The organism is Prosthecobacter sp. SYSU 5D2 (assembly GCF_039655865.1).
In the GTDB taxonomy this organism is placed as follows: domain Bacteria; phylum Verrucomicrobiota; class Verrucomicrobiia; order Verrucomicrobiales; family Verrucomicrobiaceae; genus Prosthecobacter.
In genome coordinates, this window is sequence record NZ_JBBYXL010000003.1 from 370,895 (window position 1) to 395,503 (window position 24,609).

General features: G+C 59.1%; 23 protein-coding genes. 2 read left to right on the forward strand and 21 right to left on the reverse strand.

The genetic code is table 11. From position 1 onward, the window contains the following. Positions 1-18: 18 nt before the first annotated feature. The 18 genes from WJU23_RS06555 to WJU23_RS06640 all read right to left on the reverse strand — a co-directional run bounded on the left by WJU23_RS06555 (position 19) and on the right by WJU23_RS06640 (position 18,563). Positions 19-1,329, reverse strand: a complete 1,311-nt coding sequence (locus WJU23_RS06555; RefSeq protein WP_346331743.1) for a hypothetical protein — start codon at positions 1,327-1,329, stop codon at positions 19-21. Further along, the gene (locus WJU23_RS06560; protein WP_346331744.1) at positions 1,322-2,149 is read right to left on the reverse strand and encodes a PHP domain-containing protein; all 828 of its coding nucleotides are present in this window, start codon (positions 2,147-2,149) and stop codon (positions 1,322-1,324) included. The genes WJU23_RS06555 and WJU23_RS06560 overlap by 8 nt, the downstream gene beginning before the upstream one ends. An 86-nt stretch (positions 2,150-2,235) precedes the next feature. Then, on the reverse strand, positions 2,236-3,024 hold the full coding sequence (locus WJU23_RS06565) for a hypothetical protein (protein ID WP_346331745.1): 789 nt from the start codon (positions 3,022-3,024) through the stop codon (positions 2,236-2,238). Between the two features lie 104 nt (positions 3,025-3,128). Beyond that, a complete protein-coding gene (locus WJU23_RS06570; RefSeq protein WP_346331746.1) occupies positions 3,129-4,295 on the reverse strand; it encodes an acyltransferase in 1,167 nt (388 codons plus the stop codon). A 7-nt stretch (positions 4,296-4,302) separates the two neighbouring features. Further along, positions 4,303-6,000: an exosortase/archaeosortase family protein gene (locus tag WJU23_RS06575; protein WP_346331747.1), complete on the reverse strand. Its 1,698-nt coding sequence runs from the start codon at positions 5,998-6,000 to the stop codon at positions 4,303-4,305. Then, positions 5,997-7,064: a glycosyltransferase family 1 protein gene (locus WJU23_RS06580; protein ID WP_346331748.1), complete on the reverse strand. Its 1,068-nt coding sequence runs from the start codon at positions 7,062-7,064 to the stop codon at positions 5,997-5,999. The genes WJU23_RS06575 and WJU23_RS06580 overlap by 4 nt, the downstream gene beginning before the upstream one ends. After that, on the reverse strand, positions 7,061-8,212 hold the full coding sequence (locus WJU23_RS06585) for a glycosyltransferase family 4 protein (protein WP_346331749.1): 1,152 nt from the start codon (positions 8,210-8,212) through the stop codon (positions 7,061-7,063). Before WJU23_RS06585 ends, WJU23_RS06580 begins: the two co-directional genes overlap by 4 nt. Positions 8,213-8,253: 41 nt before the next feature. Further along, the gene (locus tag WJU23_RS06590) at positions 8,254-8,952 is read right to left on the reverse strand and encodes a class I SAM-dependent methyltransferase (protein ID WP_346331750.1); all 699 of its coding nucleotides are present in this window, start codon (positions 8,950-8,952) and stop codon (positions 8,254-8,256) included. Continuing rightward, positions 8,952-9,764 carry an FkbM family methyltransferase gene (locus WJU23_RS06595; protein ID WP_346331751.1) on the reverse strand — a complete coding sequence of 271 codons (813 nt, stop codon included), beginning with the start codon at positions 9,762-9,764 and terminating at the stop codon, positions 8,952-8,954. The genes WJU23_RS06590 and WJU23_RS06595 overlap by 1 nt, the downstream gene beginning before the upstream one ends. Beyond that, positions 9,761-11,335 (reverse strand): hypothetical protein, encoded by a 1,575-nt coding sequence (locus WJU23_RS06600; protein ID WP_346331752.1) that lies wholly within the window; start codon positions 11,333-11,335, stop codon positions 9,761-9,763. Before WJU23_RS06600 ends, WJU23_RS06595 begins: the two co-directional genes overlap by 4 nt. Continuing rightward, the gene (locus WJU23_RS06605) at positions 11,332-12,405 is read right to left on the reverse strand and encodes a glycosyltransferase family 9 protein (protein WP_346331753.1); all 1,074 of its coding nucleotides are present in this window, start codon (positions 12,403-12,405) and stop codon (positions 11,332-11,334) included. Before WJU23_RS06605 ends, WJU23_RS06600 begins: the two co-directional genes overlap by 4 nt. Further along, positions 12,402-13,694 (reverse strand): flippase, encoded by a 1,293-nt coding sequence (locus WJU23_RS06610; RefSeq protein WP_346331754.1) that lies wholly within the window; start codon positions 13,692-13,694, stop codon positions 12,402-12,404. The genes WJU23_RS06605 and WJU23_RS06610 overlap by 4 nt, the downstream gene beginning before the upstream one ends. Position 13,695: 1 nt before the next feature. Next, the gene (locus tag WJU23_RS06615; RefSeq protein WP_346331755.1) at positions 13,696-14,328 is read right to left on the reverse strand and encodes an FkbM family methyltransferase; all 633 of its coding nucleotides are present in this window, start codon (positions 14,326-14,328) and stop codon (positions 13,696-13,698) included. Positions 14,329-14,539: 211 nt separating this feature from the next. After that, positions 14,540-15,097, reverse strand: a complete 558-nt coding sequence (locus WJU23_RS06620; protein ID WP_346331756.1) for a D-sedoheptulose 7-phosphate isomerase — start codon at positions 15,095-15,097, stop codon at positions 14,540-14,542. A 32-nt stretch (positions 15,098-15,129) separates the two neighbouring features. After that, positions 15,130-16,116, reverse strand: a complete 987-nt coding sequence (locus WJU23_RS06625) for a PfkB family carbohydrate kinase (RefSeq protein ID WP_346331757.1) — start codon at positions 16,114-16,116, stop codon at positions 15,130-15,132. 23 nt (positions 16,117-16,139) lie between these two features. Further along, positions 16,140-16,682 (reverse strand): hypothetical protein, encoded by a 543-nt coding sequence (locus tag WJU23_RS06630; RefSeq protein ID WP_346331758.1) that lies wholly within the window; start codon positions 16,680-16,682, stop codon positions 16,140-16,142. A gap of 33 nt (positions 16,683-16,715) precedes the next feature. Beyond that, complete coding sequence (locus WJU23_RS06635) at positions 16,716-17,780, reverse strand: 3-deoxy-7-phosphoheptulonate synthase (protein ID WP_346331759.1); 1,065 nt, start codon at positions 17,778-17,780, stop codon at positions 16,716-16,718. A gap of 345 nt (positions 17,781-18,125) precedes the next feature. Further along, on the reverse strand, positions 18,126-18,563 hold the full coding sequence (locus WJU23_RS06640; protein WP_346331760.1) for an RNA-binding protein: 438 nt from the start codon (positions 18,561-18,563) through the stop codon (positions 18,126-18,128). A gap of 216 nt (positions 18,564-18,779) precedes the next feature. Here WJU23_RS06640 and WJU23_RS06645 point away from each other — a divergent pair, with 216 nt between their 5' ends. Then, positions 18,780-19,403, forward strand: a complete 624-nt coding sequence (locus WJU23_RS06645; RefSeq protein WP_346331761.1) for a class I SAM-dependent methyltransferase — start codon at positions 18,780-18,782, stop codon at positions 19,401-19,403. On the opposite strand, the gene WJU23_RS06650 is transcribed toward WJU23_RS06645, so the two are convergent. Together WJU23_RS06650 and WJU23_RS06655 are read right to left on the reverse strand one after the other, a co-directional pair. Further along, positions 19,336-20,166: a sterol desaturase family protein gene (locus tag WJU23_RS06650; protein ID WP_346331762.1), complete on the reverse strand. Its 831-nt coding sequence runs from the start codon at positions 20,164-20,166 to the stop codon at positions 19,336-19,338. The genes WJU23_RS06645 and WJU23_RS06650 overlap by 68 nt on opposite strands. Before the next feature lie 60 nt (positions 20,167-20,226). Beyond that, positions 20,227-21,345, reverse strand: coding sequence for a hypothetical protein (locus WJU23_RS06655; RefSeq protein ID WP_346331763.1), 1,119 nt, complete (start codon positions 21,343-21,345; stop codon positions 20,227-20,229). Positions 21,346-21,475: 130 nt separating this feature from the next. Between WJU23_RS06655 and WJU23_RS06660 the strand changes: the two genes are divergently transcribed. Continuing rightward, complete coding sequence (locus WJU23_RS06660; RefSeq protein WP_346331764.1) at positions 21,476-22,171, forward strand: metallophosphoesterase; 696 nt, start codon at positions 21,476-21,478, stop codon at positions 22,169-22,171. Between the two features lie 2 nt (positions 22,172-22,173). Here the strand turns inward: WJU23_RS06660 and WJU23_RS06665 are convergent, their stop codons facing one another. Next, on the reverse strand, positions 22,174-24,390 hold the full coding sequence (locus tag WJU23_RS06665; RefSeq protein WP_346331765.1) for an O-antigen ligase family protein: 2,217 nt from the start codon (positions 24,388-24,390) through the stop codon (positions 22,174-22,176). Positions 24,391-24,609 lie beyond the last annotated feature (219 nt).

Below are 24,609 nucleotides of genomic sequence, written 5' to 3' on the forward strand. Positions count from 1 at the left end.
GGATAGGCGGGACTTAAATTAGAAGCGACGAAGCACAACCGGCGTCTTACCATCGGCATTGGTTTCGAAGTTTTGATTCAGGCGGTAGGCAACCTGCATGTCAGGGCCGAAGCGAGAACGGAGCTCTTCCTGGACCTGGAGGAAAGCGGGATGGCGGTCAAAACCCTCGGCCGTACTTTCGATGTTCACCACGATGTTTGCGGCACCAGACTGCACGATCTGAAAACGGACGACTCCTGGCACAGCGCGGAATACGGTGTAAAAATTGACGGAGGGAAGCTGGCGGCCATCGGGGGTGAGGATGACGTCATCTTTGCGGCCCTGCACACGGGCGATCTTGCGCGGATAAGGCTCGCCAAGCGGGACCAAGGGATGAGGCGTTATGATGTCCCCTGTGTCATACCGGATGAAGGGCATGACGGGATTGTGGAGGCTGGTGGCGATGAGGCGGCAGTCTCCCGGAGCCAGAGTGGCATCGGGAATGAATTCAGGATGGCCATACTGCCAGACGATGTTCAGTCCGTCGTGATCGGTGCCTTCATAAGCGACGAGGGTGGGCTCCGTCATGCCATACCAGTCGAACAAGATGGGGCCGAAGACACACTGAATGACTTCACGCTCATGGGGCAAAAGGGTCTCTGAGGCGGTGAAGACGCCTTTGACGGAAGGGAGGCTCTGACCGGTGCGCTCCAGGTATCCCGCCAGGACCAGCAGGGAGGAAGGGTAGCTGCGGATGAATTTGGGCTGAAAGGAGGTGATGGCCTGCATGTACTGCGCCGCTGTGCCGGGTGAGAAGTGGTAGGCCGACATGAAGAGGGTGTTTTGCACCTGGTCATGCATCCAGAGGGAATCCTCCGCACGCGACGGCACGTAACTGCGCAGGGCCAGAAAACGGTCCCTGAAGCGGTAGCCTGCCTGGGACCACATCTGGTACATGCAGGCATAGTCCAGGGCGATGTAGCTTTCATTCAGCAGCATGCGCATGGGCATGCCGGTGGTGCCGCTGGTCTCCGCTTGCGCGCTGAAACGGCGGTAGCGGGGATTGATGAGATCGTGGAAACGCTCGCGAATGATTTCCTTGGTCAGCAACGGCAGTCTCGTCAGGGTCTCTGGGCCGGTGAAGTCCGTGCGTGGATCGAACCCGATGCCTTTAAACACCTCCGCGTAATAGCGTGTGCCGAGGTAGGCAGTGACGAGAGTGTGCTGGAGCTGGCGATGAATCCATGCCTGGCGGCGGTCTTCTGAATAAGCGGAGGTCCGCCGGAGGAAGGAATGGCAGGTCCACCAGCCATGAAGCTGAGCCAGGCGGCGGATGGACTTTTTATGCATGGACGGCGGGATGCGTGACGAGCTCAGCCAGGGCATGGGGACTGCTGCCGTGACGGGCGTTCCAATACAGCCGGTAGGCCTGTTTGGCCAGGGGAAGAAGCGGACGGGGAACGGCCAGGAAGCGTTTTACAGCATAGTATCCTGGAGCGTATCTGCGCTCCGCCGTGGTTGCAGACTGGGGCCGGGAGAGGATGCGAAAGGGAGTCTGGCGGCGGAGCATGGCGCGGACGGTCTCCTCCGCCGTGGCTGTGGCGACGATCTCGTTCACACACTGGCCGACATCCGCTTCATAATGGGCATCGCTGCCTCCAAAAAATGGCGGTGCCAGCTGTTCGTGAAGCTGGCGGGCCAGAAGATTGTCCGCGTGGCTGCCTTTGGCATTGTGGATCTCGTAAGCGTCAGCGGCGGTCATTTGCGCCAAATCCAGGCCGCGTGGGCCTAACAAACCGTCTTTCAAACGATACGGATGGGGCACCAGGACAAGACCGCCCTGGGCGTGGATCTCATCCATCACGTCCTGGGCATCCTGGGAGACGATGTCGCCATGAAGAAACAGGCCGATGAGATGGCAGCCGTTAGATAGGGTGCGTTCCTCGCCAATGAGAATCTGGGTGGCGGAGTTCTTTTTGCGGAACCATTTTTGAAACTCAACGGCTCCCCCGGTGGTGTCGTGATCCGTGATGGCAATGATATCCAGTTTTTGAAGAGCAGCCGCCTTTAGCAAGCCGTCGGGAGTGATCATACCATCACTGGAGGCGATGGTGTGACAGTGAAGCTCCGCACGGACCCGCTGGGAAGGTGATGGCTGAGAAAGCGACATGAACCCTGGAAACTTGGGAAGCGAAAGGGATGCCACCTTTGACTTGTCCGGGCTCGAACTGCCAGCTGCCAGGTGAATGGCCGCAATCAGCTCAGTTTGCGCCAGCGACGAAGCATGACGGCAAGGCCGAAGCAGCCAATCAGCAGGGCACCACCGGGCTCAGGCACCGGTGCGACGATGATGAGGGCGTCCTGATAATTGAAGGCATCACCTTCCGGGAAAAGGGTGTTGGCGATGTAGTAATCATTGACGACATCGTAGCTGGCGAAGAAACCGAGGCCGTCTTTGTCAGCCACATCCAGCAGGATGGACTGAAAGAGAGAGGAGCGGGCGAGGCCGGCTTCGCTGAGGTCCCCAGACCAGCGGTCTGCAAAGTCACCGAGGTCGGTGAAGTCCGTGTGGGTGGGCTTGCCATAAACCTCGGCGAGGAAATTCTGCACCGCGAACATGGAGTTGTAGAAGGTCTCATTATTGCCGTAGTGACCGGCATTTTCGCTGCCCTCCAGAAGTGCACCCGGGGTGGTGAGGGTGGCGATGGGCAGATACGTATCCAGCACATACTCCATGATGTTGATCTGCTTGCCCAGGGCAGCCTGTGCAGCCAGGGCATCTGGCGAGGTGGTGTAGTAGTCGTTGCGCTCGGTGTTCTGGCGGGTCCACGCATCCGTAAGGCTTAAGGCATCCCCGAGAAAACCATCTCCTGCAATGGGAGCAGGTGAGCCGTTTGGCTCCACGCAGAGCCACCAGTAATGCTGGTCATTGATGTCATAAACACCGATAAAGCCATCATTGTCCACGCCGTTGAAAGCCGTCTGGCTATGAGAGGCCGCCGTGAACGCCAAAAGAAAGCTGAAAATCAGAATGCCAAACTTCATACAGCCAAGTTTCTCATAAATTTCATAATAAATCTAGGGGATATTGATTAAATTTTAAGAAAGTTAATTTCGCTGTGCGGATAATCAGGAATACTTTAATAAATTCAAGCACCAATCACAACAGGCTTGTGAACTTTTTGAAGAAGGGTCTGCCGCCACGACATGGTCCAGACTTCCAGCCGGGGGCCGATTAGGATCAGGATGGCCATGACGATGGAGAATTCGATGAGCGTGTGCCACAGGGGGTAGCGATTGACCAGGCTTCCCCAGTGCATGTCCACAAAGTGGTCCAGCAGGAGCAGGAGCTGCATGTGCAGGATGTAGCAAGGGTAGCTGAACTTGCCAAGCCAGCGGCAGACCGGCGTGGCCCAGGCACGGGCGGAGAGGCGGGTGTAGCGCCCACCCAGGAGAAAAAGCATGAGACCAGGAATGGCACTCCACCCGGCCAGATGAACGGCCCAGGTAGGGTATTCTTTAAACTTGAGGATAATGAGCAGGCTCTCCGACAGGATACACAGGACGATGGAGGCGATCCAGGTGCGGCGGGAGATTTGCAAACGGGGGCTGCCCCAATGAGCGGCCAGCCAGGCTCCGCAGACCCAGACAGGGAGCAGCACGGAGACGATCCAGACACCCTGGACAAAAGCGCTGGACTCGAGGAGATGAAGCCCTTTCCAGAGGATCATGATCGTGGCGGCCACCAGAAGGACGGAGAAGATGGAGAGGGCCGCGGCAAGGCTGGCACGGCCCCGAGCAAAGAAGAGGGCCACGGGCCAGATGGCATAATAGATCATTTCACAACTGAGGCTCCATGAGGTCTCATAGGCCGGGAACGGGGTGGTGAGGATCTGGAGGCTAAAGAGCGTGGCGGCGAATTCGCGCTTGGGAGCGGGATTGTAACTGCCGCCGAAGGCCTCATGCAGCAGCCAGGCCGCCACGGCAAGGGCCAGGCCCAGCAGAAAAAGCGGGTAGATGCGGGTGATGCGCGCCAGGGCATACCGGCCGAATGAAAAGTCCCCGGCGGCGATGCTGCGGGAGATGGACTGGTGAATGCAAAAGCCTGAAATCATGAAAAAGCACCAGACCAAAAAGCTGCCATGCCCCAGGCTGGCACGCGCCCAGCGCCAGATTTCAGGGCTGCTGGCATAACTCCAGCCATAGGCATGGGCCACGGCCAGGTCAAAGGCGTGGGTGAAGACAATGAGCAGAGCTGCAATGCCACGCATGGCATCAATCATCAGCTCTGTGTCCCTGTCCAGTCTGCGGGTCATGAGGTATTTAATGAGCGGGCCGGCCTTCCGTCATGAAAGAAGTTTGAAAGCGGGGTGTCAGATTTTTGATCAGCGTGAGGATGACCTCCATGGTTTCTTCTGAACTCCGGCGGCGCTGGCCGGTTTCTGCCGGATCGAAATTTTCTGTGACCCAGGCGGTGACGCTGGGGTAGGCCCAGCGGTGATTGACGTTGCGGGTGATGTTGTCCCAACTGCTGAGCCAGACCCGTGTGGCATTGTGGGGAGTGGTGACATCTGTGCCGACAAACCAGTAAACATAGTGCGCACGCAGGGGTTTGCGGCTGCCGTCAGGGGCCACCCAGATGCGCTCGATGTGGAGGTCCTTTACCTCCAGGATGCGGCCGGGGAAGATCTCCACAGGAATGACACGGGACTCCAGCAGCGTCCAGCCCTGTCCGTCCAGGCAGACTTCGGGACGGTGGATGCTTCGGCGCTCGGCACCGGACAGCACGAGGGTGACGTTGGCCACATCCCGCATGTCTGGGGAGGATAGTGTGCGGTAGCGCTTTTTAACGATCTGAGTATCGGCAGGCAGAAGCTCTTTTTCGACTTTGTCAGGCTCTTCGGCATCGCCCACGAAGCGGCCAATGCCAGTGGGGAGTTCCATGACCACCCCGGCCTGGCTGCCCGCAGTGACTTCGGGCGAAAGGCGGCAGCCGGCGATGGCAGCCAGGACCAGGGCAGCCATGACCCAGGGGCGTAAAACAAAAGCAGCGGAGAGAGGCTGAGCAGCCTTTCCCGCAAGCAATGACTCACGAGGCTGATCCGGACCGGCGAAGCGGTTCAGGAGGACTGCGACGGTCTGCAATCCCAAAAGGGCGACGAGATAAACGGCGATGCCGGAGACAAAGTGGAAGGTGGAAACTTCCTTGTCCTCATTACCGACCGCGAAGTCCTGGCCAAAAACCACGGAGCCGCCTAACAAAATAAAGATGCGCGCCATGTTGGCGATGATGGCCAAAGGCAGGCTGCACGCGAAAATAACCAGGCGACGCCACAAGGTTCTTTGGCTGAAGTAACCGAAAAGAGCCGAAACCATCAGCAAGGCAAAGAGGGACCGCATGCCACTGCATGGACCGTCCACTTTCAGGCTGAAAAGCTGCCCCAAGGCATGGCCGGAAGCGGCATCAGGTGCTGAGGTCAGAGCAGTGCCGTCGCGGATGGTATCCACCTGGATGAAGTTCAGAACCATGGAGACACTTTCCACCATCAGGACCCGCAGGCGGTAGCCGACACTTTCTTCCAAAAAGACCAGAGGCCAGGTGAAGCCGAGCATGAGCCAGGCAAAGAACAAACGCTTCGAGTGCCCCACGCCCCAAATCCACAAGACGACACCTGCCACAAACCACTGGATGCCAAAGGCCCCGAAGTAATAGTTATTGGCCTTGTATCCCGCGTAGTAAAACAGCATGGCCACCACCATGATCAGCAGTCCCCAGGCACTGCCTCTGGCCGGCAGCGCGGCCAAGGCCGCGCGCTGACGCCACACCAGCCAGCCCGCGATGAACGGAGCCAGGAAACCGTGCTCCCAGGTAGGGTCCAGCCAGCGGATGACCAGTTCCCTCCCGATGGTGAGACGGAATTCGCCATACCCTGCGGCATACGGCTGCCAGCCGACGAGCAGCAGCAGGGCAATGCCACAGAGGGCGAGCGGCCACCCATGGCTTTTGAATAAGGCGGTCATGATTGCAGCAACTCCATATAGATTTTTTGCAGCCCCTGCCAGTGGGCTTTCCAGGTGAATTCTGCGGCCCGCTCCAGCCCGGCGGAGATCTTTTGCTGGCGCAAAGACGGGTCCGTGAGGATTTGCAGGCAGAGCGCGGCAGCCTGGGCGGCATCGGCCGGGTCGAAACCGAGACCTGCCTCTCCCGCCACTTCCGGCAGACTGGTGGCCAGGCTGTGGACAACAGGGCAGCCGGCGTGCATGGCCTCCAAAACGGGCAGGCCAAATCCTTCGTGAGTGGAAGGAACCAGGGTCAGGGCCGCCGTTGCATAGGCAGCCGCCAGGGCGGCATCGGAGACGCCCCCCAGCTCATGCAGGTCCGCATGCTGGCGGATTTCGGAAGCGAGGGATTCGTCCAGCCGGTCGCCTGCCCGCACCAAGGTGGCACGATGACCTTGCGCCGCCAGATGCCGGGCCAGAGGTGGCAGCAGAGCGAGATTTTTTCGCGGCCGTGAACTGCCGACGGTGAGGATGAAAGGCGGGAGTCCGCTGAGATGCTGGCGCATGCTTTCCTCCGGTGCGGGGAGGGTGGAGGTGCCGTTGGGAAGGACGTGGAGTTTTTCCTCCGGAATGTGCAGCAGCCGCCTGACCTCTGACCGGGTATGCTGCGAGACACAGACCACCCTGTCCGCCAGCGCCACGTTGGCCACGGTCCTTGCAAACCGTACCTGCTGGGACGCGGTGAGACCTGAGTGTTCCGTCAAGGGAATGAGATCATGCACGGTGATGACGGTTTTGACGCCAGGAGGAACCTTTTTTAAAAGGTCCGCAAAACTGTGATCCAGCAAATGCATGACCCCCGCTTTCACCTTGGAACGGATCAACTTGGGATAGGCAAAGCGGCGCACCCACAGGCGCACCCAACGCGGGCTGGCGGGAGATTCCACCGGCACCTCAGGAAACAAGGACCGGACATCTGCATCCCCGGCAGACTCAAGAAGGAGAGCCTGCCAATACCGGTTCATGCTGATCCAGCCCATGCAGGGATGAGCCGGGGCCAGATGAATGCGCGGTGCGGAGGTCATGCGCGGGCTTGAAGAAGGCCGGTATAAATTTCATCCAGGCGGGCAGCATAAGCTGCGGCATTCAGGCTGCTGGCCGGACCCGGTTTCATGGAGTGCCTGCCGGAACGCAGAAAGTCTGCAAGGCAGGCATCCACCCCTTCCTGGTCCCAAGGCAGCAAACATCCGTTTATACCCTCTTTTAGATACATTTCATGTCCGTCATAAGGAGTGATGAGAAGCGGCAGTCCGCAGGCGGAAGCCTCCAGTGCGACGAGGGAAAAGGTCTCATACCGCGAAGGAAAGAGAAAGGCGTCTGAGGCCGCGTACCAGCTTTCCACATCCGTGACTGGAGGCACAAGTTGAATCCAGTCACGCCAGCCAGGCACCAGTTCATTCAACTGGGGAATGAGGGACTGCTGTGCCCGGTCCCCTGCCCCGACGACGAGAAAGCGCAGATTCAGGCCGCATTCCTTACGGGCCATTTCCCGGCATGCACGGATGGCGCGAGCGGCTGGCCAAAGGCCTTTGCGGTGGTAATGGCCGGTGCTGACAAAGATGAAGATGTAATCCCGGTCATCTGCCTGAAGCCGGGTGCGTAGCGCGGCCCGGTGAAGCGGCCGGACGGAAAGATTGAAGCGTTTTTCATCCAATAAGTTAGGCAACACCAGAACTGATTTGTCCGGAGAGAGCTGGGGGCGGACGCGTTTGGCCAGGCCCTCGGAGACAGGTAGAAGGATGCGCCAGCGTTTCGAGCTCAGGGCCACCGTTTCCTGGATGAAGCCGATGACCGTGTGCAGAATCTTGAGGCGGTCTTTAAAAGAATGGGACAGCTCATGCACCTGAAGGCCGATCCAGGTCCGGTTGTGAAAATGCAGAGACATGACATCCGCGCCTGGAATGTCCGGCCCGCTGGTGTGGACGATGTCTTCATTATGACCACGCCATCGGCGGATGGTGAGCAGGCAGAAGGCCGCCAGCCAAAACCACAATGGCTCCAGCAGACGGAGCCAGCGTGCGCGCGGCAGCAGCCGCACTTTGACCCGCGGGTCCAGCGCCTCATCATGGTGCAGGCACCAAAGCTCCATCTGCCAGCCTTTCTCCAGAAGAAAAGGAAGAGCCAGGCAAAGGCTCTGCGCGGTGGGCCGGCTGGCGCGAAAAGCGGGGTCCATCCAGAGGAGTTTTCGCCCGTGCGGCTGTGAGGGGGGTGCCATCAGGCTGCTTTTTGAAACACAGTCAACAGCCCATAAGGACGCAGGGCGCGGCGTTCCTTGGGAGACAGGTGGGTCTCTCCGTCCACCAACACCACAGGCACAAACATACCACGCACAGGCAGCCGGGCGCAGCTCAGCATCCGGTCCACGGTATCCCGGGTGAGGAACCAGTCATGGGTGATCGTCTTCATGCCATAGGGGGCAAACAGGGCGGTCAGCTCCTCTTCGGTATAACCTTCCCGCATGTGGTCCGCATTGGGAAAGGGCTCCGGCGGCCGTGGCACGGTGATCACAGCAAATCCGCCGGGTTTGAGAATGCGGCACAGCTCAGCCGCTGCGCGTTCGTGATTCGTGATGTGCTCCAGCACCTGGGTGGAAAGGACAACGTCCACCGAAGCATCCGGCAAGGGGATATCCAGCAGCGATTCACGCATCGTGCGCACCTGCGGGAGGCGGCCGGCATTGGCCTGCAGACGGGCATAGTTCTCCTCATCGTATTCCAGGGCAATGGCTTCATCAAAACCCAGTTCAATGCAGCGGCGGACAAACTCACCCGATCCCGCACCGCCATCAAAGAGGACTCCGCGCAGGGGTACATGAGCCAGGAGCGCCTGCTCGATCCGGGGCCATTCCACACGGTAGCGGATGGTGTTAAAGGTAAACAGCCAGCGGCGGGCCATGGAGCGGAGCAGCGACATCAGGCTAAAGGATGAGTGAAGTAAAAATTGCCATCGGCAGGCCGTGCCTCCTGGTAACCGAGGCCGAGTATGAACTGCTGCAACTTTTCCCGGCTGCAACCAAATTCGCGGAGCTGATGGTCATAGGCCTCAACGATGAGGGCGGGTTTCTGCCGTTGCAGGAAGCCGGTCATGCCGTGCAGAGCCAGGAGTTCAGCTCCTTCGATGTCCATTTTCACGCAGTGGATACGCGGCTCGGGCCGTTGCTGACTCCACCATTCATCCCAGACAATGACCGGCACCTGGATATCCCCCGTGGCACCGTCCGCAGCCAGACGGGAATGCCCGGTGTTGGTCTCATGCAAACAGAAGGGCAGGACGCCAGGGACATTGCCCACGGCAAGGCGGTTGACGATGACCCGACCTCTCAGACCGTTCAACTGCACGCTTTCCTCCAGCAGCGTGGCAATGGGCGGATTGGGCTCAAAGGCATGGACCGTGGCCCCTGGACGTCCGGTGGCCACCCGCAGGGTGAAGTAACCGACATTGGCACCAATGTCTGCAAACCCGCCGCCCGGCGGTACATGAGCGAGAATGAACGCCTCAGTCACCGGTTCAATGTTGCCAAACAGCTTCAGCCCCATGGAAATGAAGTCATTGCCCGGATTGACGCACATGGAAAAACCAGCCCGCACCTGAACCCGCGAGGAACGGCCCGCGAGCGCATCCCGCCAGGCGGGCCTGCGGAGGATGTTCCTGAGCATGAAGTCACGCCCCCGCACGAACGGCCAGACACGGGCAAGCGCCCAGTAAACCTGGAAAAAACGTCTCATGAATGATGCATACCTCCCTGCCGGCTGCGTGGCCTCATCGGCACGATTCGCTCCCCTTTTGGTGGCAGGGTCAAAGAAGGAAAATCTGGAGAAGAGGCGTATTTTTCGCGCTTTTCCTGAATGGACTGCGCACGGGCCAGAACGGCCACGCCGGCCAGACACATCCAGAAGAATACATTGTTAGGAAAGACGGAAAGGATGCTGCCGCTGATGAGCGAAACGGCCAGGATGGCGAAACTGAGGGCGATCATGCGGGCGGCAAACTGGCGGTCCTGGCTCTCATGCAAACGCCAGGCCTGATGATGGCTGAGGCGCAAAAAGAGCAGGCCTGACACCACCAGCGTAAAGAGCACCACGGCACCGAAGCGCACCAAAATTTCGCTGAGCGGATCATGAAAATGAAAACGCCCTTCACCGTTTTCATCAATGCCCCAGCCAAACAGCCTGTAGGCATCCGGGTTCATCAGCACGGTGGCAAAGCCCTCCAGACGGTCCCAATAAGTCCCGACGACCACCATGCGGCCAATGAAAGTTTCACGGGGCGCGAGGCTAGAGATGAACTGGTTCAGATAATCCATCCTCTGCACCAGCCAGGGGGAGGCCACGATGAGAGTGATAAAAGCTCCGGCCGATACGGCATAAAAAAACTGGGTTCGTGATTTGGAATAAAAACACCAGCCACCGGCCAGCGCGATGGGAATGATGAGAATGGGGGTGCGGCTCGTGGCCGCGATCAGGCCGGCGCAGTGGATGCCAAAGCAGAGAATCGCGAGAGCAGGATGCAGCACTGGCGGCGTGTTCTTGTCACGCTGGGAGAAACCGAGAAAGAGGCTGGCCACGGCCAGGGTAGCGCAGACCACGGAAAGGGCGCTGGGAGAGTTCAGGGTGGAAAAGGCCCGCACCTCCTGGGTGACAAGCTGCTTGATCTCGATGCTGAGGCCGGTCTCCAGGTAATCCAGTTCAAACGCCGCAAAGCCCTGCATCTGCTGGATGACGCCATAGATGGCCACTGGCAAAAAGATAAGCACCAAAAAGCGCCACAGACGCTGCAGCTCATCCACTTTGCTGAACATCATGGGCAGGACAAAGAGCAGCAGAGCGTAGAGACCATTATTGGCCATGGCCTGAAGCACCCCGTTCAATCCGCTGCCCTCCTTCAGATAGGCGATGGCGCCGGTGGCAACCATGAGCACACAGCCAGCGATGATGGCGATGAGGTCCCGGAACATGAGCCGCCGGCCACCGATGAGGCCGCCCAGAATCAACGCCACGACCACACCGCCGAACATCGCCGGCGTGATGCCCAGGACAAACGGCAGGTCACCATGGGTGACACGGCCTCCCATGATCATGAGACGCTTGAGCAGGTCGTTATAACCGCAGAGCGTGAGCCAGATGTAAAACCCGGCACGGGGTGCAACGACACTGAGGAGAAAACCGCCGACCAGCAGGTAGCGGCAAAATTCTCCAATGGTGTTGCCTTCCGTCAGAAGGATGGAGGCAAGGGCAAACAGCCCGATGCCCCCCATGACAAACATGGGAAGCAATGCGCCTGAGCGTCCTTCATTCATGCGTTGAACCTGTAAAAATGCTCCAGGGCACGATCACACACCGTTTCCGGTGCAAGCGAGGAAAGACAGAAGGGCCGGAGCTTTTCATCGCGTGCTTCAGCCGGGACTTTGCAGGTCGTCGCACAGCAGGGCACGCAGGCCAGCGGTGCGTTGAGAGCCAGGCCGTGAGGCGCGCGGAAAGGCCCGGTGCGCGCCACCGCCGTGGGGCCAAACAAACCAACGGCAGGTATGCCCATGGCCAGGGCAATGTGGTATAACCCAGAGTCATTGCCAATGAGTCCGGCACAGCGGGAGATGTAACGGGAGACTTCCGTGACGTTGTGTTTGCCCAGCATGTCAACCGTGCCAGCGGGCATGGTTTTCATGTCGAGATCCCCTTCCCGACCGAGAACAACGGGGATCCATTTCTGCGCCAGGAGGCCTTCCGCCAGCCGCGGCCAGTGGCGCAGCGGCCATTGCTTCAGGTCTCCGGGCACCAGTTCATTTCCCGCACGGGGAACGAGGGCGATGTGACGCGCCAGGCGGCCCCCTTCTCTATCCTGGAGATGCCGCAAATCCGCCGCAAAACCATGATCCTTCACATCCGCAGCCCCGGCCCACAAACGCAGAAACCAAAGGGAGGTATGATCGGCATTGCGCGGGTAATCCAGCGGCACCGTGACATCAAAGTTGAAAGGAAAATACGGTTTCCACGACTCGGTCCGGAACCCGATACGCCAAGCCGCACGGACAGAGCGGGAATAGAGGCTGCGGGACCAGGAGAGATCCAGGCAGAAAAGAGCATCAAAGATTCCCTGCCTGCGAACCTGCCGCCAGAGGCGTTTATACAATGGATCCCTGCCAGAAGAAGCAAAGTCGGATGCGGGTAAAGCATGGACTTTGTCCACCCAGACGGAGCCGTGCAGCAAAGGGGCCACATTATCATTCAAGAAGACTTCCACCTGGGCCTGAGGGGCATCCTGCCGGATCTGCTGTAAGAGCGGGGTCATCTGCGCCACGTCGCCCAAACCACAGCAGCGCACGATGGCGATGCGGCGGAGATTGACGAGGTCCAGAGGGTCTGATTTCACTGCATGAGCACCCTCCACTGCCGGAGGTCTTTTGCCAGCCAAAAAGGGCTGGTCAGACCGGCGAATTGCTGGTGGCCGACAGGCCTCAAGGCTGGCAGGATGAGGGAGGCCACCAGCCAGACCAAGGTGTAGGCAATGGCAGTGGCCCAGGCGGCGCCAACTGCTCCATGGACGGGCACCAGCCAAAGGTTCAAGCCAATATTGATGAGCAGCCCTGCAAGCGCGCAACGGATGCTCCAGACGGTCTTCTTTTCGATCACCAGCACGGCACTGCGCAGTTCTCCATGAAGATAGGGAACGGCGGCGATGCCATGGACAAGCAGGACCAGTGCGGCCTGCTCAAAAGCCTCACCATACAAAATCCGCACCACGACCCCGCCCGCCAGCCACCAGAAGAGGATGGAGGCATACCCCACCAGACTCAGAGCACCGAACAACCACGCGCACTGCCGGTGATAACGGGCGGGATCCGTGTGAAAGGTACGCGTCAAGACAGGCATGAAGGTCATGATCATCAAAGGTCCGGCGGCATAGACGATTTCAGAAAGACGGGTAGCAGCGGCATAAACCCCCGCTTCCGCCGCGCCACGGAGCTGATAAATCATCAACTGGTCCGCGCGCAGCAAAAGCAGGGTGCCTGAATGGGCCAGGAAAAGCGGCAGTGATTCACGAAGCAGTGAACGGGCCACCTGGGCATCCCAGGCGAGGAGATCGGATGCCCAGCCATTTTTGACCGACCATCTCCAGGCGGCCGCCGCAGAGACGACCACCTCCAGCACTATGGTCAAGGCAGCCCAGCGGAGATCCGCCCCTGCCAGGATACAGATGACCCGTGCAATGGCGGCCAGCACATTGGCTAAAATGCCAAGGCGGGCGGTGCGCTGCGCCTGCTGGGCGGCATCCCAGCGTGAAAGGACGGCCAGGTAGGCATTCAGAGGGAGGGATGAATAAAGAATACTGCCGACGATGAGCATCTCCACCCCGCCCCACCACCAGGCCACGGCCGAGGCGATGAAAAAACACACCATGCCCCAGAAGAACATGATGCGCGCCGCCGTCCCAAAGACCAGCCCGGCATCCTCGCTGCGGACGGACAGCTCTTTGATCAGCACCTGGCGCAGACCAAGCTCCGCCGTGAAGCCCATGAGGGAGCTGATGACCAACGCGGTGCCCAGCAGGCCGTTTTTCTCCGGCCCCAGGGCACGGGTGAGCCAGGCTCCCACAAACAGGCCTGTGACCAGGCGCACCATCTGCGAGACCGTGAGCCAGGAGAGATTCCGCAAAATCATATCAGTCCAGCCGCATCCACCACATGGTTCTGCCGTAAAAGTGACGCAGGCCGAAACCCTGCCGGGTCAGCAGTTCTGCGGACTGGGCCAGCTCCTCATCATGGTGGATTTCGACAACCACCCAACGGACGGTTTGCAAGAGACTGGATGCTCCGCGCAGGGCCGGGGAGGCATGGCCCTCGATGTCCAGTTTCAGCAGCAGCGGTTTCTTCATCGGGGCACGCTGCAAATAGGCGTCCAGGGTATTGATCTCAACCGTGCGCTGAATACCGCCCATGGGGTTATCCAGGCTGTTGGTGCCTTCCATGGGATCGTCGAAACGGACCGTCATCCGGCCTTCGGCGTCGCCAACTGCTCCGAGGACAGGATACCAGTGGCTGCCCAGGTTTAAGACGCTCATGCAGCGTCCCGTGTAGTCCAGGGCCTCCTGCATCATGTCTATGCCGATGACATGGAGATCGGGATTCAGCGTGAGCCACCAGCGTGAGGTGATGCCGACATTGACCCCGACCTCGATGACTTCGCCAGCATCCGCGGAACGGAGCATTTTTTCCACCTCCGGGTGGCGCAGTTCACCGAGGATGAAGTTATCCAGGTAATTGACGCCTTCCCGCCAGTTGGTAAGGCAGAGCATGGGATGGATATGCACGGGCCACCAGAGACGGCGGAGGACAAAAACGGAGAGGGATAGATATGCGCCCTTCCAACCATGCTGCTTCAGACTTCTAAGCAAAGCCTGCGGAAAACTGGCAAAAAGGTCTCTCCAATACATGCGGTTCATGAGGATCAGCAGATCGAAGATGACAGCCTTCTGGCAGGGGGTGAGTCAGGACCACGCCTGCCTCTCAATCCTGAAACGCGGCTTCCACGTATTCACACAGCACGTGACCGGCCAGCAAATGGCACTCCTGAGCAAAGGCGGTCACGGTCGTGGGGACGCAATAGGCGTGATGGGCAAGCGCGGCGCAATCAGCCCCGTTTTCCGCCGTGAAGGAGACGACCACGCAACCGGCCTCACGGGCGGCTTTCAGGCCGGCGACGACGTTCTTGCTGGTGCCGGAGGTGGAGATGCCGACGACGACATCGCCAGGCTGGGCAAGAGCCTCGACTTGGCGGGCAAAGACGGTTTCAAAACCGTAGTCATTGCTATGGGCGGTGAGCACGGAAGTGTCCGTGGTGAGAGCCAGGCCGGCGAGGGCACGGCGGTTCAGGCGGTAACGCACGCAGAGTTCGGCTGCCAGATGCTGGGCATCCGCAGCGCTGCCGCCGTTGCCAAAAAAGAGGACTTTTTTGCCATTTTTAAGCGCGTCCACCCAGGCCTGAGCGATGGCGGCGAGCGTGTCGCGGCATTCATCAAGACGTTTCAGCGTGGCGAGGTGGCCATCCAGGTGGCCTTGAAGCATAGAGTTAAAGTCAGACATAGAGACAGGTCGGTTCAGTCTTCGAAGGCTTGCAGAAGCTCGTCTTTCATCACGCGGGCGGTGCCCAGCTTGCCAACGACGATGCCGCTGGCGTGGTTGGCAATGTCCGCCGCAGCCTCGGCACTGAAACCTGCTGCCATGGCGAGGGTGAGGAAGGCAATGGCCGTATCCCCTGCCCCGGACACGTCATACACTTCACGCGCACGGGTGGGGATGTGAAGCGGGGCCAGATCACGCTGAAACAGCATCATGCCCAGCTCACCGAGGGTGACGAGCACTTTGCCGACCGCCCATTGATCCAGCAATTGCTCTCCCACTTCCAGCAGACGGCGGTCCTCCAGCGGGGGGCCGGGCGTGCGATGATCCAGGATGCCAGCGGCGGCAAAGGCCTCCAGCCGGTTGGGCTTCACCAACGAAGCACCGCGCCAGCTCAGGGGATTGCGCGGTGAAGGATCCACGGTGACGAGCTTGCCAGCGGACTTAGCCAGGCCAAGGACCTGGTCCACAAAAGCCTGGGTGACGAATCCTTTGCCATAGTCCTCAATGATGAGGCCGTCCAGATCAGGCAGCATGGCGTCCACTTTCTGGCAGACCTCTTTGAGCTCCTCGGCGGAGAGTTTTTCAATCGTCTCCCGGTCCACCCGCACGACGTGCTGCTGGCGGGCGATGATGCGCGTTTTGGCGATGGTGGGCAGCACGCTGCTCTCCAGCATGGGGTCCGTATTGACGCCTTCCTCATGCAAAAGGCGGCGCAGTTCTCCTGCGGAACTGTCCCGGCCAACTCGGCCCATGAGGTAAGCATGGGGTGTGAAGGCGGACAGGTTGCGTGCGACGTTGGCTGCCCCCCCCGGGAAGGTGGTTTCCTTGGTCACTTCCACGATGGGCACAGGCGCCTCAGGAGAGATCCGCCTCACCGCCCCCCAGATGAAATGGTCCAGCATGACATCCCCGATCACAAGAATACGGGCTTTTGAAAAGGATTCGAGATGGGCGGCGGTCACGGATTTACAAGGCTTGGAATACCTCAAGTTGTCCAGGAGTGATAGTAGAAACGGCCAGTGTCTTCATCAACGATAAGATGCCATCCCCATGAGCCTTCATTCTTTTGGAAGAACCGGCCTCGTTGGATCACATCCACATCATAGAGACTGGTCAGCCATTTTTTTCCAAGAGCGCCAGGTTCACGGTGGTAGTTGGGCAGGAAGACCTTTTCCCCATTCATCATGAACGATTCATCTTTAAGCTGGTCCCGCCATATCTCGAGGTCCGCTAAACGTTTACCAGTCAGGCTAAGCACCACACCATCAAGATGTGAAAGGCTGTCCGTATAAGCAAGGAAGACCCGGTGATCCAGAAATCCGTCAATGTAATAATAGGCATCCCGCGAACTTGCAGACGGCACGAATTTAGCATCCATTTTCTTGATGGCCTGCCCATCGAAATAAACCTGAACGTCTTCCCATGCGGTAAAGGCTTGCCCAATAATATTCGCAAACCAAAAAAAGCCGACTGCCCCTGCACCTACTGACAATCCTGTCAGGAAAATGAACCAGGGGCGTTTAAACATGCCAGTCAAAGGTGCTCCAGGAAATCCGCCAGACTAAACCGCCCGGCGCGCACGCACGGCGGCGGAGAGTTCATCCAGCATGGCCTCTGTGGCGGCCCAGTTGACGCAGGCATCGGTGATGCTCTGACCGTAGGCCAGGGCCTGACCAGGTTTGGCATCCTGCCGTCCTTCCACCAGGTGGCTTTCGATCATGACACCGGTGATGGCCTGGCTGCCGGCGCTCATCTGTTCGGCCAAGGAAGCGGCAACGGCGGGTTGCTTGCGGTAATCTTTGAGGCTGTTGCCATGGCTGCAATCCACCATCACGCTGGCAGGCAGGCCACGGGTGCTGAGCTGGCTGACAACAGACTCGATGGACTGGGCATCGAAATTGGTGCCGGCTTTGCCACCCCGCAGGATGACATGGCAGGCGTCATTGCCACGGGTTTTGACGATGGCGGCGACGCCATCCTTGGTCACGGACAGGAAGCAATGCTGTCCGGCGGCGGCCTGGATGGCATCCAGGGCGGTCTGGATGCTGCCATCGGTGCCATTTTTGAAACCGACTGGCATCGAAAGTCCGGACGCGAGCTGGCGGTGAACCTGGCTCTCCGTGGTGCGGGCGCCAATGGCCCCCCAGGCCACCACATCGGCGATGTACTGCGGCGTGATGACATCCAGGAACTCGGTTGCGGCAGGCACCTTCATCTGGGCCAGGTCAATGAGCAGCCCACGGGCACCGCGCAATCCGGTGTTGATGTCGTAGCTTTCATTGAGGTGCGGATCATTGATGAAGCCCTTCCAGCCGACGGTGGTGCGCGGCTTTTCAAAATACACCCGCATCAGGATCTCCAGATCGTTGCCGTACTTTTCGCGGGCCTTGACCACCCGTTGGGCGTATTCAAGGGCGGAGAGGCGGTCATGGATGGAACAAGGGCCGACGATCACCAGCAGGCGGTCATCCTGGAGTTTTAAAATGGCTTCCGAACGGCGGCGGGCCTGCTCCACAAAGGCTGCCTCCTCTTCCCCGAGCGGAATATCGTGCATCAGCAGCGCAGGCTGGATCAATGGCAGGATCTCCGCCACGCGGAGGTCATCGGTAGGATGGGATTGGCTCACAGGTCAGTCAGGTTGGCAAAAAGGGCGCACAACGTGGGCTCTTTTGCGAAATTCGCAAGCAGGTGAATTGGTGAACCAGCCAACGGATGCTAATTAACGTAGCTGCCGCCCCCGGTCAGGCAACTTGCGCTGCCACCGCTCGCGACTCCTAGAAGTTCCGGGTGCAAGTCCACGCGGGGCACGATCACCCTGCCCTTGGGGGCATGGCAAATATGTCTGTTACGAAAATTTAGACCCATGAACTCAATTTGCAAAGCCTTAAGTTTAGGGATGCTAAAGCAAATGCCGTCACAGAACCACAGGGAGGTCGTCCAATTCTCGCAACCGAGGTGCGACGAGCCAAGCTCAATCCCATTCATTTTCGGAAGCACGGCGTCCGCGCTCCCGTGGTTTGGGCTTCTTGCCGCCCCGGCTCCTGTCATCCCAGTCGTTATAGCTGGGTGCTGGTGGACTGCGAAAACCGCCGGCATGACCCCTGTCTGGCTTCTTTTTGTGGCCGTCCGCATAGCCGCCGCCTCCGACCATAGGCCGGGGTCGCTCCTCTTTAGGTCTGGCCTCGACGATTTTCATGGCGCGTCCGGCCAGATTGGCCCCCTCCAGGCTGGACATGGCGATCTTGGCCTCCGCATCATCCGGCATGTCCACAAAGCCGAAGCCACGGGAACGCCCGGTCTCGCGGTCCATCACCACACGGACGCTGGACACCTGGCCAAAGGCAGCAAATTCGCTGCGCAGTTCATCATCAGTCACGCTGTAAGCAAGATTGCTGACGTAGAGGTTCATTGAAAAGTTCTGAGTCAAAAGCCGCCACTTGGATCTATAACGGAAGCCTGGCCCATGGCGTCGGAGTCAATCTTCAGTCCGCCATCACGAATGGAAGGCTGGCGAGGAAAATAGGCGGATGAATTTCTTCTGTCAATTGTCCCGAGAGGGACAAAAGAGGTTTTGCCGGACTTGCCAGCCCTCCTCTGCGTTGCAAAATCCCGGATGGAAACACCCGTGCGATCCCCTCGATTTGCCAGCCCGACAGGCGGCCTGCCTTCCGCCGTGCGCTGGGCCCAACTGCTCCTGGCTGATCGCTTGCAGGCAGGGGACATTGCGCTGGATGCCACAGCCGGCAACGGACATGACACCCTGTTTCTCTGCCAGTGCACAGGCACCTCCGGGCATGTCTATGCCATGGATGTGCAGGCCGCAGCGGTGGCCGCCACCCGCAGCCGGCTGCTGGAAGCAGGCATTCAGGAAAACCGGTTTACCGTGGTGCAGGCAGGCCATGAAACCATGGCCGGGACCGTTGTCCCGGAGCACCAGGGAAAGCTGGCAGGCATCATGTTCAACCTGGGCTACCTCCCCGGGTCCGATAAAACGGTCATTACCCGCACTGAGACGACGCTGGCTGCGGTGAATGCGGCAACCCGGCTGCTCAAACCAGGCGGCCTGCTGACCATCGCCGTCTATCCAGGGCACGAAGGCGGAGCCCAGGAGCAGCGGGCTTTAGGCGAATGGGCCGCAGGCTTGTCCCCGAGAGAGTTCGAGGTGCAGCATCTGCGCCCGGTCAACCGTAATGCGAATCCGCCGGAATGCTGGCTGGTGTGGAAGACGGCTCCTTCTCACGGGAAGTGACTTCAGCAAACCGCTTTTCATACTCCTCATGGTTGGTGCCCATAAGGCGGTCCCAGTAATTGAAGTAAAGCCCGTAATTCCCCCGCATCTTCTCATGATGCATGATGTGGTTGGTGGGCGTGTTCAGGATGTAGCGCAGGGGCGAGCGCATGAGCCAGCGCGGGTGGATTTCATACCCGGAATGGCCGACGATGTTAAAGGCGATCTGCCACATCATGAACAAGGCAAAGGCCAAACCGTGCATGGGCATGATGAAGACCAGGAGCGGAAAAATGAGCGCCTGCACGAGAGCCTCCAACGGTGAAAACGCATACGCCGCCCAGGGGGTGGGATTATGAGAAAGGTGATGCACACGATGAAACCAGCGAAACAGCCGGCGGTGATGCATGAGCCGGTGCGTCCAATAAAACCAGGCATCGTGAATGAGAATGGCGCAGCCGATGCTGAGCCAGAACCACAGCAGACCAAATTTGGCAATCTTGCCTCCATACAGCTGCGTCCATCCCTGACGGGTAGCATAGACAGTGGCCGCGCCGACCAGGCCAAAAATGAGCATGGAAAGCGCCGAGTAGCCAATGTCCCGCCAGACATCCGATGACCGGGGATACTTGGCAATGATTTTACGGTGGAACCACTGACGCTTGAAGATGAAATACCCAAGCAACCAAGCGACGCCGGCAAATAAAAAGTACCTCCCGCCCAAAGCCACGGTGCTCTCATAAGTATGCTCCAAAAAATTGAAGGGCTGGCGGGCAAACATCATGAAAAACAAAACGATGCGCTTTCGCGCCTCTGGCAAATCATTTCATGGAACCACAAAAAGTTATTCCATCATCAACACCCCCTGCTCCAGCACTTCTGGAACGGGTTCCACCGACCTGGCCTTGACCATTTTGAGAGTTTCCAGATCATGCACCAGGGATTCATTTTCTTCCGTCAGGCTTTTCACGCGACCACGCAGCTCCTCTAACTCTCCGGCCTGCTCGGTCTCTTCTTTTTCTCGGGCGGACGCTTCCAGGGCCTCACTGAGACGATATTCCAGTTCGGCTATTTTATAACCGTCTTCGCGCCCTTTCTTGCGCGCCTCGGCTTCCGTCTGGAGAAGCCTGGCCTCCAGCTCGCTCACGCGCCGGTCTGTCACGGCAGGGGAATCCGCCGCAGGAGGTGGCGGCAGCACCCCCACTGCATTCATATATTCCTTCTGCACCATCGCCGACTTGGCCTCGGCGGCAGCCAGCTGCCGCTGAAGGCTGCTGATACGGGACTCTGCCGTGGATTGATATGAAGAATGAAGCTCTTTGAGCCGGGCAGTCTCCTCATCCACGGTCGCCAGCCGCGCCTGATCCGCCGCCAGCGACTGCTCCCGTTCACTCAGCTGGATCAAAAGCGCGGCTTCCCGTTGCTGAGCTTTTTCCCGATGGTCGGTGAACTGGGACTGGACCTCCTGCAACTGGGCGCGCAGTTCATTGCCGCGCAAGGTGGTCACGACCAAGGTCTGCTCCAGCGCACTGAAACGGCCCCGCTCTGCCGTCAGTGTGGCTTCCAGATCTCCGGTCCGGGCCTGTGCAGCAGGCAGCAATGCCGCTGTCTCACGGGCTGCCGCGAGATCGGTTTCAAGCCGGCCGATGCGTGCCAGGGAATCACTTTCACGCCGCTGGGCGGCCTCACGGTGCATGCTGAAACGGTGCTCGGCCGCCGCGAGCTCTGCCGCTGCCTTTTCCAGGGCTTTTTGAGCCAGGGCTTCCTGCTGATAGAAGGCGGATTTTTCCGCATCGAGCTCCGCCTTCCAGTCCGTGCGCTCCTCGTCCAGCCGGGTTTGCATCCAAATGATTTTTTTCTGCTGCAACCACCAAACAATGGCTGAAGCAACCATGGCCGTCACAAGCATCGCGGCGAGCGCCGGAAACTCAAAAAGTGAGGCCAAAAAGAAGGGGGCTGTCATCGCGGCACTGAAAAGGACATCCCTGCCGATGTCGAGCACAGATCATGCCTGCCTGGCATCAAGACTGCCTTTTTCACCCTTGGACAATCAAACCTGCTTGAGCCTGCACCGGCTGTCGTATGATACATAAGTGCCAGTCACCAAACCTGCCATCACCGCTGAAATCGCCCCTGGAATTTTGCTGGATTCCAGGCGCGCATTGATCAATCCCATGGAAGGCTGGATGGCGCTGGCAGACCTTCATTATGGCTATGAAATCCACCGCAGCCGGGCTGGCGCCCTGCTGCCTGGATGGGGCATGCAAAAGTGCCGCGACACCCTTCTGGCGTTAATAGATGACCACGCTCCGCAAAGGCTCATCCTGGCGGGTGACATCATGGATGGCAGCGGTTCAGTGAGCGAGACTGGAATCCTCCTGGAAATCTTACGCAGCCGGGTGGAAGACCTGATCCTCATCGAGGGAAACCACGACCGCGCCGGGCTGAAAAAGGGATGGCGGCTGCAGCCTTTTTATCGTGAGAAAGACTTTGTCTTTCATCATGGCCATCAGGGCGCAGCTCCGCCATCAGTGGCAGGCTGCCTGCCAGCAGAAAGTCCACACATGACTTTCGTCACCGGTCATGAGCACCCGTGTGTCTCCTTGCGCGATGGTGCAGGCCTGCGTTTAAAACTGCCGGCGCTGGTGCAACAGCGTCTGCGGCAGGATTTGCATCATTGGATTCTTCCGGCTTTTTCGCCCTGGGCAGCTGGAGGAACCTTTAGGACCTCGCAGGAACATCTGGCCACCTGGGCCTGCACCCGGACAAAGGTCTGGAAACTCAGTTAAAATCAGACGTCCGGCAGGCTGTGCATGGCATGCTCCATCATTTCCCAGGCCCGCCTGAAATCGCTGATTTCCGCATACAAGGCGGCCAGCTCCAGCTTCATGTACACAGGCACATCAGGCAGCGCCACAACTTTTTCAGCAGTGGATTTTGCAGAATCAACATCTCCTGATGCCCGGTAGGCCAGATACAGTTCAATCCCCGGACGTACATCCGTGGGATTAAAGACGAAGGCCCGCTCCAGCCGCGCGAGATTGGCGACATCCTGGCTGCGTGAAGGACGCAGCGGCTTTTTTATGAATTTATTGGCGACGAAATAAGCTTGCTCATATCGTCCTGCGCGAGCCAGTTCCACGGCCATCGTTCTCCAACCATAAGGCTGCAGGCTGTGGTTCTTTTGCAGGAGGCTCACCAAAGCCTCTCGGTCCCCACGGTCATGCCAGGCACGCAGCAACGTCTGCAATTCTTTTGGTCCCAGGACTTCCAGCTTAGGATGCAGTTTCAGAAATTTGCCCAAATACTCCTCCCACTCACGGCCCTGGCTGGTATTCATGAGAAAAACAAGCTGCATTTCCGGCGTTTCCGCCAACGCCCATAGGGGGGGGCGCAGTTCTGGATAGAGCCCCGTCTTACTGAGCATGCTGGCATAAACGTCACGCAATTGAGACGAGCCAGGCTTATGTCGGCGCAAACATTCACGCCAGGGAATGATGGCCAGATCAGGGGCAAAGGGCAGCCAGTACACCCCTTCTTCAAAACAGGTCTTTGCATAATGGGGCTCCAACGTCCTGGAGCGCCCGAAATCCAGCAAGGCACGTTCCGGATTTTGCCGCAGTAGCAGGAGCATCTGGGCTCGCATGTAATACAGCCGGTAGTCCAGGGGTGCCAGATGGATGGCACGGTTAACCAGGGTGAGACAGTCACGATAACGCCCCTTCGCGGATTCTGTCCTTATCTGCTCCCGCAGCACCTGGACAGAAGTCGGTAAAGGCGGCATCCAATGATGCAGGCCAGTACCCAACCACATGATCCCCATGCCGAAAATCAACAGGCCCGCGAGACGAAACGCCCACGGCTGCAACCACCGAGCCGGTACTGACAGACACCGGGGACGGACAGCCAGGCCCAGCAGCAGGGCCGTCTGCATCCCATACCCCAGCCCGTGGTTTGGCACATCAAAGACGGAGTGCAGCAGAGCCATGCCCGCACCAATGGCAGCCGCCTGGCGCAACCGGCGGCCGGGACGGTCGCTCATTTCCTCGCGTCCCGGATGGCTGGTCCAGCTACCGCTTGAGCTTGCGGCCCAGAGGAGCAACACCAGGCAGGGCATAAGCAAGAACAAGCCGCCTTCAAAAAGAACCAGCAGCAGATCGCTCTCAGGATGCAAAAACCTGAAATGGGGAAACTTAAGATCCGAGATGAGCGGAAACACCTGATAAAAGGTATCCAGCCCCTGGCCCCAAAAGGGACTTTTGGCCGAAAGTGACAGAGTCTCCCTCGCCAGATCCATCCGCATCGAGGAGCTTAGCAAAGATCCGCCGTCCTCTTGAACAAGATCACGCAACCGGGAGCCAAGCCGGCCGCTGGAAACCAGCGCGACTGAAGCCACCACCATCAGCACAGCAGCCCCCACTGCCATCTTGCGGAACAGTCCTTTTTTCATGGCGGCAGTCGTCACCCAGGCGACCAGCCCCAAAAATAGCAAGCCCACGCCACCGCGGGAAGTGTTCAGGAAAATGGTACACAGAGGGAGCCAGAACAGCAGCAGAAACAACCAAGCCAATGAAGACTTCCTCCGGTATGCATCGTAAGCCGAGGCAGCACACAAAATGGCACTGATGGCACTCAGGCTGGATGCATGATTCCGGTTAAAAAACGGACCAAACCCTTCCGCTCTGTAAATGCCTTCCCGCGGCCACCAAGGAATGGCCGCCCAGGAATAGTCAATGAGGGAGGCTCCCGCGATGAGAGCCCCTCCAATAGCCAGCCCATAAATGCACCAGCGGCGGCCTTCTTCTGATGCACGCTGCCCAAGGCAAGCCCACAGCCAGACTGCACCCGCAGCCATGACCAGCCAGGATTCAAAAGTGGCATGCGGATCAGGGGAGAGGGTGGCCGGCAGGTAGATGCCCCATGATTCCGCCAGCATGCTGCGCCAGGGAGCCGGTCCGCCAAACCACGACACCGGCAGCAGGCCTGACAACGGAACCAGAAGGATCATCACCAAACTCACCGCAGCAACGTTTGGCAAGCGGTACAAGGGAGGTGCCAGCACTACAGCCATGCCCATCAGACACATTGAAGCCCCCAAGGACCACGTCACCTTGCCAGACCCCAGCATGAAACCCGCCGTCACAACGAATGCCAGCAACACCATCCGCCAGACCGGGGGTGCCAGCCCCTCCGCGTCTGCGCGCGGTCGCCTGCCCCGCCCCCTACG